General features: G+C 37.6%; 15 protein-coding genes. 7 read left to right on the forward strand and 8 right to left on the reverse strand.

Annotated elements, in window-relative coordinates; genetic code table 11:
* Window positions 1-227 precede the first annotated feature (227 nt).
* The 6 genes from FC27_RS04610 to FC27_RS04635 all read right to left on the reverse strand — a co-directional run bounded on the left by FC27_RS04610 (window position 228) and on the right by FC27_RS04635 (window position 5,532).
* Window positions 228-1,055, reverse strand: coding sequence for a hypothetical protein (locus tag FC27_RS04610; protein WP_010625268.1), 828 nt, complete (start codon window positions 1,053-1,055; stop codon window positions 228-230).
* A 520-nt stretch (window positions 1,056-1,575) separates the two neighbouring features.
* Complete coding sequence (locus FC27_RS04615; RefSeq protein WP_029508233.1) at window positions 1,576-2,013, reverse strand: Hsp20/alpha crystallin family protein; 438 nt, start codon at window positions 2,011-2,013, stop codon at window positions 1,576-1,578.
* Window positions 2,014-2,106: 93 nt separating this feature from the next.
* Window positions 2,107-2,775, reverse strand: coding sequence for an ABC transporter permease (locus FC27_RS04620; RefSeq protein ID WP_010625266.1), 669 nt, complete (start codon window positions 2,773-2,775; stop codon window positions 2,107-2,109).
* The gene (locus FC27_RS04625; RefSeq protein WP_010625265.1) at window positions 2,775-3,698 is read right to left on the reverse strand and encodes an osmoprotectant ABC transporter substrate-binding protein; all 924 of its coding nucleotides are present in this window, start codon (window positions 3,696-3,698) and stop codon (window positions 2,775-2,777) included. Before FC27_RS04625 ends, FC27_RS04620 begins: the two co-directional genes overlap by 1 nt.
* Before the next feature lie 2 nt (window positions 3,699-3,700).
* On the reverse strand, window positions 3,701-4,336 hold the full coding sequence (locus tag FC27_RS04630) for an ABC transporter permease (protein WP_010625264.1): 636 nt from the start codon (window positions 4,334-4,336) through the stop codon (window positions 3,701-3,703).
* Window positions 4,333-5,532 (reverse strand): betaine/proline/choline family ABC transporter ATP-binding protein, encoded by a 1,200-nt coding sequence (locus FC27_RS04635; protein WP_010625263.1) that lies wholly within the window; start codon window positions 5,530-5,532, stop codon window positions 4,333-4,335. The genes FC27_RS04630 and FC27_RS04635 overlap by 4 nt, the downstream gene beginning before the upstream one ends.
* A 78-nt stretch (window positions 5,533-5,610) precedes the next feature.
* On the opposite strand from FC27_RS04635, the gene FC27_RS04640 reads away from it, so the two are divergent.
* The 3 genes from FC27_RS04640 to FC27_RS04650 all read left to right on the forward strand — a co-directional run bounded on the left by FC27_RS04640 (window position 5,611) and on the right by FC27_RS04650 (window position 8,199).
* Complete coding sequence (locus FC27_RS04640) at window positions 5,611-5,973, forward strand: DUF488 domain-containing protein (RefSeq protein WP_010625262.1); 363 nt, start codon at window positions 5,611-5,613, stop codon at window positions 5,971-5,973.
* 82 nt (window positions 5,974-6,055) lie between these two features.
* A complete protein-coding gene (locus tag FC27_RS04645; protein ID WP_010625261.1) occupies window positions 6,056-6,910 on the forward strand; it encodes a helix-turn-helix domain-containing protein in 855 nt (284 codons plus the stop codon).
* Between the two features lie 65 nt (window positions 6,911-6,975).
* Window positions 6,976-8,199, forward strand: a complete 1,224-nt coding sequence (locus tag FC27_RS04650; protein ID WP_010625260.1) for a DUF2075 domain-containing protein — start codon at window positions 6,976-6,978, stop codon at window positions 8,197-8,199.
* A gap of 49 nt (window positions 8,200-8,248) precedes the next feature.
* On the opposite strand, the gene FC27_RS04655 is transcribed toward FC27_RS04650, so the two are convergent.
* On the reverse strand, window positions 8,249-9,022 hold the full coding sequence (locus FC27_RS04655; RefSeq protein WP_010625259.1) for a TerC family protein: 774 nt from the start codon (window positions 9,020-9,022) through the stop codon (window positions 8,249-8,251).
* A gap of 130 nt (window positions 9,023-9,152) precedes the next feature.
* Window positions 9,153-9,926, reverse strand: coding sequence for a TerC family protein (locus FC27_RS04660; protein WP_155802166.1), 774 nt, complete (start codon window positions 9,924-9,926; stop codon window positions 9,153-9,155).
* 260 nt (window positions 9,927-10,186) lie between these two features.
* On the opposite strand from FC27_RS04660, the gene FC27_RS04665 reads away from it, so the two are divergent.
* From FC27_RS04665 to FC27_RS04680, 4 genes are read left to right on the forward strand one after another with little or no spacing between them, the layout of a single operon-like run.
* On the forward strand, window positions 10,187-11,275 hold the full coding sequence (locus FC27_RS04665; RefSeq protein ID WP_010625257.1) for an ABC transporter ATP-binding protein: 1,089 nt from the start codon (window positions 10,187-10,189) through the stop codon (window positions 11,273-11,275).
* Window positions 11,268-12,212 (forward strand): carbohydrate ABC transporter permease, encoded by a 945-nt coding sequence (locus tag FC27_RS04670; protein ID WP_010625256.1) that lies wholly within the window; start codon window positions 11,268-11,270, stop codon window positions 12,210-12,212. The genes FC27_RS04665 and FC27_RS04670 overlap by 8 nt, the downstream gene beginning before the upstream one ends.
* The gene (locus FC27_RS04675; protein ID WP_010625255.1) at window positions 12,212-13,042 is read left to right on the forward strand and encodes a carbohydrate ABC transporter permease; all 831 of its coding nucleotides are present in this window, start codon (window positions 12,212-12,214) and stop codon (window positions 13,040-13,042) included. Before FC27_RS04670 ends, FC27_RS04675 begins: the two co-directional genes overlap by 1 nt.
* On the forward strand, window positions 13,042-14,394 hold the full coding sequence (locus FC27_RS04680; RefSeq protein ID WP_010625254.1) for an ABC transporter substrate-binding protein: 1,353 nt from the start codon (window positions 13,042-13,044) through the stop codon (window positions 14,392-14,394). Before FC27_RS04675 ends, FC27_RS04680 begins: the two co-directional genes overlap by 1 nt.
* Window positions 14,395-14,421: the final 27 nt, after the last annotated feature.

Raw genomic sequence — 14,421 nt, forward strand, 5'->3', positions numbered from 1 at the left:
ATAACACTCTGGGGAGGAGTGTTATTTCAAGGGATTATATATACTTAGGGGATTAAGAATATATTTATATTATGTTATAGGGGGGATTAGAGAAGAGATTGTTCATCTCTCATCTACAAGTACTATGATAAACAATAACAATGAATAAATTATTTTGGAAATGTGAATTAATTGTGAAGTTTCATTTGTTTTCAAGCAGTTTTGAAACGTTACGCCACAGTTTTCTTTCATCTGTAGACTTTTACTCCTAATATTCCGCTGCGTGCTATTTTTGTTCCATTCTGTGTTTTTACTTGAATTGTGGGAATATCCAAATTTTCGGCATTGGCGAATAATCCTACTCGATCATTGATTGGATTAATATAATTTTTCTTTTCTGATTTATTCATTGAGGCTGTTTTGTTGGGGACGATGAATTGGGCTATTTTGTTTTTATTGTCATAAGTGAATGATATTTCTGGATACTTGTTATTCAGATATGCATCCATATCATCCGTGAATCCATTGATTGCATCTTGGCCGTTTTTCTTGTTGGTTATATCGCTTGTATCAGTATTATGGGATTTAGTTTTTTTCTGGTCTGCTTTTTCAAATTTAGTGGTTTCTTTGTTATTGGGTGAGATCCTGATACTTTCTGGTGTGGAGTCCCAATAATTTAAGCTGATGTCATAAGTTTTTTCGGCACTGAGGTTCTTGAATTGGAAATTTCCTGAACTGTTGGCGTGGGTATCTTGGTCGACTTTTGCTGTGTCATCTGAAATGTTTACGCTGGCGTTTGGTTTTGTCTTACCTTTTATGGCCACTTTGTCATTACTGTCGGCATTTGGTGTGGTATCTACGACTTTTAATGGTTGATTGGGCAGGGCACTTTGAACTCCGAACATTAGTAGGCCGATTGCTTTGGGTAAGATCAAAAAAGCGGCGATTATGCCGATTACTAATCTTAATTTATATTTCAGTGCATGTTTTCTAAGTAAATATGCTGGATATATTACTAGGTAAAGTAGATAGATAATCCCTAAAAATATTGCGGTATAAAGTATTGCTGATATCAAAAAAATCCCCCTGGATAAAGTGAAAGCAATGTGAATTGTTTTCATCACTAATTAAAATGCTATCAGAAACATATCTTACTGTCTAACTTGTAGTGAAGTTGGGAATTTTTTGAATTTGGCTAAATCATTCATAAGTAGTTTTTTGTGCATCTCTAAAATTTAGTGGGCAAAATAAAATAACACTCTGGGGAGGAGTGTTATTTTTAAGGGATTATATTTTAGGGGATTAAAATATATTTGTATATTATGTTATAGGGGGAGAGATGAAAGGCTGTTCCTCTCATCAACAAGTAATATACTAACGGATAAAGATGAATGAATTATTTTGAAAATGTGAACTATTTATGAAGTTTTCGCTTATCGCTTATCTCTTTTTGAATGGTGAAAACTAGTTGACGTCAAAAGGGCCAACCATTCGGTTTGAATGGTTGGTCCTTTTGGTTTGGCTTCAACAAATGTTTTTTTATTTGAGGGGTTTCGGTTTTATTTGCTGGAGTCGTATTTTTGATTTTTTGAGATTTTAGTTGATCTCGATGTGATGACTGGAATCTTTATTTTCGGCTAACTTTGGCAAAGTGATTTTCAAGACACCATTATCATAGTTGGCTTTGACATTATCTTGATCAACAGCTGGTAGGTGATATTGTCTTGAGAAACGACCGCTTGAACGTTCGCTCATAATTACGTCACCGTTCTTGTTGTTTTGATCGGCAAAGTTGTCTCTATGTCCGCTGATCGTCAATGTGTTGTTATTGTAACTTACATTGATATTCTTCTTATCAAAATCGGGCATATCAACCTTTACTGAATAATCTTTATCTGATTCTTTGATGTCTGTTTTGAGTGTATCATTTGTTGGGAAATTATCTCCGAATAATGATGAGAAACCATTCATCCAAGGATCATTGTTCATCCAGTCTCTAATATCGTTACGACGATCCATAATTTCGTTTGTCATATTCATACTTCCTTTCCTCATTACAAATACAGTGTAGTTTCTTCTTTTGATAAATGCAACAAAATAGCACTCGAAATATTCGAGTGCTAAAAATTAATTTTCTTCTTTAAAATAACCCGTTGGTTCAAAGCGTTTTTGCAGGAATCCGATGATCAGATCTGTCAAAATTGCCATGACTGCAGTTGGTAAAGCTCCGGCTAAAATTAGGGGAGCTCCATCTGTTGCGTTGGTTCCACGGATAATCAAATCACCCAGTCCACCGGCACCAACAAAGGCACCAATGGCGGTATTCCCGATGGACACGACCATGGCGGTCCTGATTCCTGACATGATGACTGACATGGCTAAGGGTAATTTGACCATGTAGAGCATCTGAAATGAAGTCATTCCCATTCCTCGTGCTGAATCGATCGTATTAGGATCGACGCTTTTCATACCTGTGTAAGTATTCTTCAAAATTGGTAAGAGTGAATACAAGAATATCGTTACGATAACGGTATTTACTCCTAGTCCTAACCATAACATGATTATTGATAACATGGCTAAGGAAGGAATCGTTTGAATAACGTTGGCGATACTGATAATGAAATCTCCTAGATGAAAATGATTGGCCATATAGATTCCTAACGGAATACCGACAACGGCTGCAATTAAGACACCGTAGAAGGAGATCAAAAAGTGACGACCAAATTGTTCCAGTATGTACATCCCATTATGGGTGAAGTAAAAAACTAATTGGCTCCACAAGGGCTGATCGACCATTATTTATCACCTCTAAAGTAGTTGTGTTGGGTCAGAAATTGTTTAGCAACGTCAGCTGGTTCGCGTAAGTTGTTATCAACTTCATAATTCATAGTTTGCATTTGATCAACAGAAATTTTTCCGTCTAGTCGATGCAGTAATGGTTTCAATTCAGGATATTTTTTGAAGGTCGAATTATTAACGACCATACTTGTATCGTAAGGTGGGAAAAAGTTTTTATCGTCAGGTAGCACTTTAAGGTTGTAACTCTTGATCCGACCATCAGTTGAATAACCTAGGACAGCTGACATTTTGCCAGCAGCTACGGCCGAATAAACTAGTCCAATCTGCATTGGATAAACCCGTTTGAATTTGAAACCATAAGCTTGAGAAAAGGCATCGTATCCGTCATCTGGACGATTCATCCAAATGTTATCGGCACCGATATCTATCTTCGGAGCGATTTTTTTCAGGTCACTGATCTTATTCAAATGATATTTTTTAGCAGTTTCTTGAGTAACCAGCATATTGTAAGTATCAGCGAAACCGTAAGTAGGCATCCAAGTTTCATCAAAGCGTTGCTTATAGAGCCGCTTAACAGTCGCGTTGGCTTTTTTCTCGTTCTTGATTGGGGCATGATTCAAAGTCGTGATCAATTCGTTACCAGTAAAGTTGGCAGAAGCAATATCAGCATCACCGTTGACTAATGCTTGGTGAACTAATTGACCCGATCCTAAATTATTAACGATCTCGGTATTATGATTAGTTTCGTGAGAGATCAGTTGCATGATGATCTCAGCTAAAATCATTGATTCAGTGGTTGAAAGACTGGCAACACGGATCGTATCTTTGGAACTGCCGCTAAGACCAGGCCAACCACAGCCAGAAACGAAAATTAAGACTGAGAGGCATAATAGTGTAATAAATTTTTTGAAAGTCTTCATGATCACACCTCACTTCTTTTAGTAGTTGGAGTAAGATGTTTTTCCAATTTACCTAATAAATAATCAGCTAAAATCGCTAGCAATGTTACGGGGATAGTACCGCCGATGATCAAACTAGGGTTGTACAAGTTCAGACCATTGAAGATGAAATCACCCAGGCCACCAGCTCCAATATAGGAAGCTAGAGTGGACCAAGAGATGACATAAATAGTCGACAAGCGGATCCCAGCCATGATGATCGGCATCGCCATTGGCACTTCGACGTGAATGATCGACTGCATAGTGGTCATTCCCATTCCCTTAGCTGCGTCAACTAAGTTGCGATTAACTTTCGACATACCAATGTAGGTATTCCTTAATATAGGTAATAATGAATAAATGAACAGCGCCACGATTGATGGCAAAGTCCCGATACCGAAGATTGGTATCATCAGTGCTAGTAAAGCTAGTGAAGGGATCGTTTGCAACATACTGCTGATCGACATGACATACTTAGCTGTCTTTGGAAAACGAGTCAACAGGATGCCTAGTGGAACAGCGACGACTACACCAAGTAAGATTGAAAAACCGGCAATGTAGATCTGTTCCCAGGTCTTGATGATAAGTTCTGAGCCGTGCTGATTGAGAAAGTCAATCATGCATTTTCACTTCCTTTAGAAATGGAAACTGGTAGATTGGCATCTTCAGGATTTTCAAGCTCTTCTTTACCCCAGATAGCGTCGTAGACGACGTTTACCAGCGAGGCACGGGTAACTATACCAATCAAGGTATTATCCTTGTCAACGACCGGTACGTACTTATAGCCTTGTTTCAAAATACGCTCACTAGTATCACGCAAGAAGGAATCCTTGCGGACCTTGATCAAATTGTTAGCGTAAATATCGCTGACACTCAAGTCCTTGGAATAGTGGTCGTTGATAGTTTCCAAGTCAATGTAACCTTTGAGCTTTTTACTATCATCAGTGACTAAGAGTGAGTCGACATGATGACGACTCATTTCCCAAATAGCCTCGGATAATGATCTGCCCAAAGTGATATGTGCGGGATTTTTTGACATGATGTCACCAACAGACAAAGTATTTTGCTGAGCCTGAAGTAAACGCTCTTCGCCTAATAGATCCTTAACGAAGTCATTTGCAGGATGCTGTAAAATATTGTCTGGTGTGTCATCTTGAATGATCTTTCCACTATCCATAATGACGATATGAGTTGCCAATTTTAAGGCTTCATCCATATCATGAGTAACGAAGACGATAGTTTTACCTAAGGTCTCTTGCAAGTTTTTAACTAAGTCTTGTAAGTTATCACGAGTGATTGGATCAAGCGCACCAAAGGGCTCATCCATCAAAATAATATCTTGATCGGCAGCTAAAGCCCGGACAACACCGATTCTTTGTTGTTGTCCACCAGAAAGTTCGGCGGGGAACATATCGAGATAGCTATCTGGCAATTCAGCTAGCTTGATCAGTTCATGCGCTTTTTTGTCCATTTTTTCTTGCGACCATTTTAATAATTTCGGTACGAGTGTAATGTTATCTTTAATAGTCATGTGGGGCATTAATCCATTGTTCTGAATCACATAACCGATGGTTCTGCGTAAACGAACAGGGTCATATTTACGAATGTTTTTACCTTTAAAGATAATAGTACCTTTAGTAGGTTCAAGCATCCGATTGATCATCCGCATCGTGGTAGTCTTTCCGGAACCGGAAGTACCGATGAAACAGACGAATTCCCCTTCTTTGATCGTGATGTTGACGTCAGAGACGGCAGGTCGTCCACGATAAATTTTCGCTACATCCCTAAAAGAGACGATTTCTTTAGTAGTAGCCATATATCCTCCTATAAATGTATTAACGTTTGCTATGATACAATTATGTTGTCATTAATTCAAAAGAGGGGTAGTTGTATTATGAGTAAAATAATTGTTAAACGTATATACGACAAGGAATTGCCGACAGGTTACAGAATTTTGATCGACCGTGTGTGGCCACGTGGAATGTCCAAAGTTCGTGCACAATTGGACCTTTGGGCAAAGCAAATCGCTCCCTCAGCTGATTTAAGAAAGTGGTTCTCACACGATCCAGAAAAGTTTCCCGAGTTTAAAAAACGTTATATAGCAGAAATCGAAGCAAACGATTATACGCCAGAATTTTTAAACACTATCAAAACTGCATTGGAAAATCAAGATGTATTGTTATTATTTGGTTCAAAAGAACAAAAATATAACAATGCGCAAGTCCTGATTGAGTATCTCAATAACAAAATTATATAAACAATATAATCGTAATGATTGAATTAACAATTTTTTGTCATTATAATATTAGTATTAATTGCAAAAAGTTGGGAAGATGTTTATGGAAGAATTCGACATTGAGGCACTACTATCTAGCAATGAAAAAACCTTGATCAGGCTACTAGAAACATACGCTTATACTAATCACGTGGTGCTGTATGTCGTTGACAATAGTGGCGATTTAAAGTCGTCCATTTTCGGTAATACTGCTCATGGAGATACTTTTTCTGAATTAGTTGAGATGAAGAATTTTAATGAGATTGCCGAAAACAGCGTCGATTACAACTTGGCTTACGCAGATGCGTCCATCAGGATATCATCGATTGGTCAGATCATCGGTAAGATCTGTTGTGTTCATCCACGACTAGATACTAAGTCAGTTGAAGACAATAACCTTTTAGTAGCCCAACTTCAGGAACATTGTGATTTTTTGAAACGAATGATTCAAAGTATCAGTCGCATTTTGATCGATAACCACGGTATCAGTTCGTTGATGATCAAATATCCAATCGAAGTAAATGATATCATCGACGAGTTGAATGATGATGATAATAACGCATTACAACAACTCAAAAAACTATCTACATCTAATGATGCGATAATCTCCGCCATCGAATATATCGATGAAAACCTTGATAAACATTTGACGCTTGACCAAGTTTCAAGCAAAGTCTTTCTATCAGACTATTACTTCAGCAAATTGTTTAAACGTGAGACCAAATTGAGTTTCTCTGTGTATTTGAATGCCCGGAAAGTCCAAAAGGCGATGATCATCTTGAAACAGACCGGCCACAGCATCAGTGAAGTTTCTGATGAATTAGGATTCACTCGCATCAGCTATTTCAGTCAGACCTTCAAAAAATATACCGGCTACACACCATCAGAATTTCGAAATGAAGATTATTTAGAAATATAACCATCAAGCGTTCAATTCATTCGTGGATTGGCGCTTTTTCTATTCTTAAAATTAATGGAGGCAACATGCTCGATTCAGTTTTACCAAATAAAAATTTAACCAGCCAACAAGAACAAGTCTTTCAACAAATCCTAAATTTTTGTCAGCAAAACTTGCAGGACAGGACGTCAGGGATTTTCCAATTGAACGGTGATGCTGGGACTGGCAAAAGCGTCATCTTGACCAAACTATTTTTGACTCTAGAACAAGCATCCAAAAAAGAATTCTCAAAATTTAATGGCACCAATAATTACTTTTTGGTCAATCATCCTGAGTTATTGAAAGTCTATCAAGATAATGCCGGGTACTTTTCAGATTTACGGAAAAATCATTTCTTGCGGCCGACTTCATTTATCAATCAAATGCATAAGCAACAAAAGAATGCAGATATCGTAGTTATTGATGAAGCTCATTTACTACTTAGTGAGAGCGATAAATACAATAATTTCGAACAAAATAATCAATTAGAAGAGATCATCAAACTTAGTAAAGTCGTTATCTTTGTTTACGATCAACGGCAAGTGCTTAAAATGAAAAGCTATTGGTCACAAGATATCATCAAACATTTAATCGATGAATTATCGCTGAACTATGATTCGGCCACGTTAAAAGTTCAGATGCGGATGCAAGCACCTGATACTATCATCAATTGGGTCGACCGTTTGACCAACGACCTAAAATTGTCGTCAGTAAATATTACGTCAAAAGATGATGATTATTTGGGTGGAATGCAAGAAGATTATGATTTTCGAGTTTTTAAAGATGCTGAGACGATGTATCAAAAATTACGTGAGAAAAATAATAATTTTGGACAAGCTAGAATTGTTTCAACAGCTGATTATCCTTCGATCTTAGATGGCAAAAAACATTTCGTTGACGAAGGGGAATTCCATTTACCTTGGGATCAATACAATTATTCCAAGACTACTTGGGCTCAAAAAGAGGATACTATCAACGAAATAGGTTCGATTTATACCGTTCAGGGATTTGATTTGAATTATGTTGCAGTCATCATCGGTCCTTCGATCGAGTATGCTGGTGATGGTAAGATCAAAGTCGATATTGCCAAGTATGAAGATCAGGAAGCCTTTAAAAAACGGCATCAGTCGGATTTGAAAGATGTTTCAGCCGTCAAAAAAGAAATTATCCTTAATTCGATGAATGTTTTATTGAAACGTGGTATCAAGGGATGTTTTGTCTACTTCCACGATCACGATATTTTTCAATATCTCAAAAAAATGTCCCAATAAAAATAACCAACGCTCCTTACAATAGGACCGTTGGTTATTTTGCGATAAATTATTCTTCTTTATTTTTAGCTTTTTTACTATTGTGATTGTGGACTAATAAAGTAATGACCACGGCGAAGATCAAGACAAAGACGAAGATGATATTTGGGATGTGGATATCGATTGCAGGAATGGTCAAGAGTAACTTGATTGAAATAAAGAGAATCAGGAAGTAAGCCATGTCCTGCAATTCGGGGATTCGTTGCATCAAACCCATGATAACACCAGCGATACCTCTCATTGCCAAGATGCCGATGATACCTCCAATCAAAACGATGACTGGGTTATCGGAAATCGCCAGAGCTGCTAAAACAGAATCAATAGAGAATACGATGTCCATCAATTCAATGGAGATGACGACTTTCCAAAAGTTAGAGATGTGCAAATATTTGCTCCAGCCAGTTGCTTGAGGTTTTTCGGTGGGAACTTCGGTGACTTTAGGTTGTTTCTTTTCATAGAAGAAAAATTTCAGAGCTAAGTAAAAGAGATAAATGGCACCGAGGGCTTTGATCCACCAGAAGTTGATCAAATAGATCCCAACTCCGATAACGATGACTCTAAATATATATGCGCCGACGAGCCCATAAAAAAGCGATTTTTCACGTTCGACTTTTGAGGTCAACGACTGGGTCTGGGCTGCTAGGACGACGGCGTTGTCGACTGACAAAATACATTCCATGACTACTAGCGATAGGATGATCAACCATCCGTCTGCTGAGGTCAAGACTGTGCGCCAATTATTTGGATCGAAAAAAGGACCATACAACTCGATTAGTGTATTCATGGTCGTGACACCTCACCTTGTCTATAAGTTAACCGTATTATAAAATATTTATCGTTTGGATACGATAGTTGATACTTATAAAAATTCAAATAATACAAATTTATTTAGAAATAAAAAGCGGCAATTCCGATTAGGAATTGTCGTTTTGATTTGCGGTTTTTTGTTCAGCTTTTTTAACATTCCGGAAGTGAACCACCAGAGTGATGATGATTGCAGCAATCAAGACGAAGACGAAAGCTGTATTTGGAATGTGAATATTGATCAATGGAATCGACAAGAAAAGCTTAATGGCGATAAATAAAATCAAGAAGTAAGCCATATCTTGTAATTCGGGGATCTTATTCATGAAGTTCATGATGATCTCAGCGATACCTCTCATAGCTAAGATACCGATCATACCACCGATCAATACGATTACGGGGTTTTCAGAAATAGCCAGTGATGCCAAAACTGAATCAATTGAGAATACGATGTCCATCAATTCAATGGAGATGACTACTTGCCAAAAAGTCGAGATCCGTAAATGTTTTTTCCAGCCTTTAGGCTCAGGCTTTTTCTCGGGAACTTTGACTGTTCTATCTTTCTTTTTATCAATAAAGAAAAACTTGATAGCTAAGTAGAGTAGGTAAATTGCTCCTAAAGCTTTGATCAGCCAAAAGTTGATTAGATAAACACCTAATCCAATTACGATGAATCGGAAGATATATGCACCGATAAGTCCGTAAAATAGGGATTTTTCCTGTTGGACCTTGTCAGGCAGAGTTTGAGTCTGCGCGGCTAAAACAACAGCATTGTCGACTGACAAGATACATTCCATCACGACTAGAGAAAGGATGATCATCCAGTCGCTCCCAGATTCAATAACAGTTTCCCAATTGTGGAGATCGAAAAACGGTCCATACATGCTAATTAGTGCATTCAATCAGAATTATTCCTCACTTTATTTTTATTTTGTTGTCTAATAACAACATCTTTATACTCTTATAATACTAAAAAAATTTTAATTTGGTCAATAAATGCCCAAACTTAATAATTAAATTGCTATTTTTTTGGAAACTTTATTGAAAATATACAGTAATTTTACAATTTATTTACATTAAATAGATTAGATATATACAACTCTTTTCCATAATCAGACTATTGAATGTTATGGAGGAATTATTTATGCCAACTATTTTAAAAAACGTATCGAAAGAATACGCTCAGGGGAAAAAAGTTTTGGATAATGTTTCTGCTGAGATCAAAACTGGGGAATTTTTTGTCATCGTTGGACCATCAGGTTGTGGTAAAAGTACTTTGCTACGAATGATTGCTGGTCTGACTGAGATCTCTGACGGAACGATCAAGATCGAGGATCGAGTTGTTAATGATTTGCCACCTAAGGATCGTAATTTAACGATGGTTTTCCAAAGCTACGCCTTGTTCCCATTTTTAAGTGTTTGGGATAATGTCGCTTTTGGGCTGAAAGCTCGTCAAAATGATGCAGCAAAGATCAAAGAACGGGTCGATAATGCTTTGAAAATGGTCAACTTAGAAGAGTTCAGTGACCGTAAACCTCGAGAATTGTCCGGTGGTCAACGTCAACGTGTTGCCTTAGCTCGAGCAGTAGCGAGCGATGCCAAGATCTGTTTAATGGATGAACCATTATCAAACTTAGATGCCCAATTGCGGATCAAAATGCACCAAGAGATCTATGCTTTGCAACGCAAGTTAGGTTTGACGCTGATCTATGTGACCCATGATCAAGTGGAAGCAATGACAATGGCTGATCATATCATGGTCTTGAATGATTCAAAGATCCAACAAGTTGGTACACCTACAGAAATTTATAATCATCCAGCGAATGAATTCGTAGCTAGTTTCTTCGGAGTTCCACCAATCAATTTGATGAATGCTAAAAAAGTTTCTGAAAATATTGCACTGGTCAACAAGGATTTCGAAGTTGAATTAGCTCAGACAATCGAAGAAGAAAACTTCCGTATCGGTATCCGTCCTAACCAATTACAAGTGAATAAGGCTGATGAATTACATGCTAATGCAACGATCAAAGCAGTTGAATTCTTAGGTGATGAAAAAATCGTTCACACGGAAATGAATCATGGCGGTGTCATCTCTGTGATAGTGGCCAGCGAGGCAGTTTTCGATCCGTTTGAAAGTATTGAGATCACCTGCGATGACAGCAGTAAAGCTTTATTATTTGATCTCGATGGTAACAATATCACCGAGACACAGGGGGTAGCTTATAATGCTTAAAACGCCGGCTACTTCAGAGGTTGCTTCAGAAAAGAAGTCAGTTTCGAAGAAAAAGTTTGTCTTTCGTTTGAATGCAAATGATAAATACTTTTCAATGTTCTTTCTCGGTCCATCGTTATTACTATTAGGCTTGTTTGTTTTTTATCCATTGTTCAAAACTCTTTATATCAGTATGTTTTTGACAGATACTTTTGGAAACACGACCGTTTTCACCGGTTTGCAAAATTATGTAAATTTGATCAGCTCAGCTGATTTTATGAATAGTTTGTTCGTTACTTTGATCTATGTTTTGGCGGTAACGGTCTTGACTATCACGATGGGCTTGTTATTAGCCAACTTAGCAAGTAAGAAATTACCAGGGATCGGGATCTTTCGAACTTTATACTCGATGACTATGGGTGTTTCAGTAGCGGTCGCAGCGATTTTTTGGTTATTCATGTTCAACCCTTCAACTGGATTCTTTGCCTTAGTAAGTAATGCACTTAAATTAACACCAATCAATTGGTTGACTGATCCTAAGAATGCCATGCTAGCAGTTATTATCACGACGGTTTGGATGAATCTTGGTTTTACTTTCTTGATTTTATTAGGTTCGATCGAATCTGTACCACGTTCACTTTATGAAGCAGCTGAAGTTGAGGGAGCATCATCAAGTCGACAATTTTTCAAAATTACTTTGCCAATGATCTCACCAACATTATTCTTTGTTTCAACTATTACTATTATTGATGCCTTCAAGAGTTTTGGCTTGATCGATTTGATCACTAAAGGTGGTCCGACTAATGCAACGAACATGTTAGTTTATCGGATCTATAAGGATGCCTTTTACAGTGGTAATTATGCCAAATCTAGTACAGAAGCAATCATCCTGACAGTGATCATTGCCTTCTTTACCTTGATTCAATTCAAATTCTTAGAAAAGAAGGTCAATTATTAATGCAAAATATAGACGAAAAAGCAGTCTTGAAGCGTTTGATGACTTATGTAGTATTGATCGCTCTCGCGCTAGTTATCCTAGCACCATTTTTCATTGGTATTTGGACTAGTTTCTTACCAACTATGTCGATTGCCAAAGGTGATCTGTTCAACACGAACTTATCTTTAGACAACTATATCGCCGCTTTAACTAAAACACCGATTTTACGTTATTTAGCTAATAGTTTGGTAATTTCAACGATTACAATGATTGCTCAATTGATCTTCTGTTCGATGAGTGCATATGCCTTCGTATTTTTGAAGTTCAAGTATCGAAAATTATTCTTCGCCCTGTTTTTAGTAACGATGATGTTACCTTTTGAAGCTCAAATCATTCCTAATTTTCAAACTATCAAAAGTTTAGGCTTATTAGATAATTACGCAGCTTTAATCGTTCCGTTTTTGACTTCTGCTTTTGGAACTTTTATGTTGCGACAATCATTTAAACAAACACCTAAGGAGTTAAAAGAGGCTGCTGATATCGAAGGCTTGAACCATTTCCAATTTTATTCACGGATCGTTTTGCCTTACAACAAGATCAGCTTGATCACCTTAGGTGCTTATAGTTTCTTAGGTGCTTGGAATCAATATTTATGGCCAATGTTGACGACTTTTAGTAATAATTCACGAATTATCCAAAATGGTTTGAAACAATTGCAATCTGAAGAGACTTTCAATGATTGGGGGATGATTCAAGCTAGTGCGGCAATCATCGTTATCCCAACGATCATTGTCTTATTTATTGGACAACATTATTTCAAATCAGGTATGAATGAAGGGGCGGTCAAGTAATGAAATACACCAAAAAATTAATTTTGCCACTGGTCCTAGTTTTGGGAATCTTGGCAGTGGCTATCTTTACGAGTATCAATGCAGTTCGTTCGCAAGCTAGTGATAAGCGGACGGAAATTGTTTTCTGGCACGAGATGGGTGGTCCATCTGAAGATGCTTTGGAAAAAGTCGTCGATGGTTTCAATAAATCCCAGACTAAATACAAAGTGGTGCCAAAATATCAAGGTTCCTATGATGAAGCGATTCAAAAAATCTTACAAACCCATGGGACTAGTACTTCACCGGCAGTTTTCCAAGCGTTTGATATCTCAGCTGCCCAAATGATCCACAGTGGATTCACGACACCCGTGCAAAAATTCATCGACCAGGATCATTATGATGTAAGTAAAATTGCTCCTGGTGCGAGGGCCTTTTATTCAAGTAATGGCGTACAACAAGGGATGCCTTTTAATACTTCCCAACCAGTTTTGTATTATAATGCGACTTTGCTTGAAAAATATGGGATTGAGAAACCACCAGTTTCTCCTTCATATAGCGACATCACCCGTGTTGCTCAACAATTGTATGAGAAATCTGGTCATAAGACTAAAGGGATGACTGTCCAAGTTTATGGATGGTTGTTGGAACAGGCGTTAGCTAATTCCAAAACTTCTCTAGCTAACAACAATGACGGCCACACAGGCAATCCAACGAAGGTCGATTTGAACAATCCACAAACAGTTGAATTTTTGAAGTGGATCCGTGAAAATATCAAATCAGGCGACTTTATTGACTATGGTTCAGGTGCTAGTGCTGGCGCCAACCAAACAGCTGGCTTCTTGTCAGACAAGGTTGGTATCTTTATTCAATCTTCAGCAAGTATTGGTCAATTGACAGCTAACAATACTAACAAACTAGGTATCACTTATTTCCCACACCCAGACGGACAAAAAGCTAATGGTGTTGCCATTGGTGGAGCTGCTTTGTGGATCTCAAATGACAAACCCAAAGATATTCAAAAAGGTGCTTATGAATTCATCAAGTATTCTTTGAAACCAGAAGTTCAAGCACAGTGGCAAAAGGATACAGGTTACTTAGCACTTAATAAAGACTCTCAAAAGAGCAAAATCTTAAAAGATCTCTATAAGAAGAGTCCTGAATCTAAGGTTCCTGGCCAACAATTAGCGACGGCTAAACCGAATAATTTTAACTCCGGTATTTTGATGGAAGGTATGCAGTTGACACGACAGCTTGAAGAAGTTGCCATGGAAACCGTTTATAACGGTGGCGATATTGGCAAAGCACTTGATATCGCCGATAAAAGTATTAATGAAAATCTTCAAACTTCTAACCGTGCTAATGGCTATAAATAAGAATTAAGGGTATAAAAAAGGACTGAC

It is taken from the genome of Companilactobacillus versmoldensis DSM 14857 = KCTC 3814 (assembly GCF_001434295.1).
GTDB classification, from domain to species: Bacteria; Bacillota; Bacilli; order Lactobacillales; family Lactobacillaceae; genus Companilactobacillus; species Companilactobacillus versmoldensis.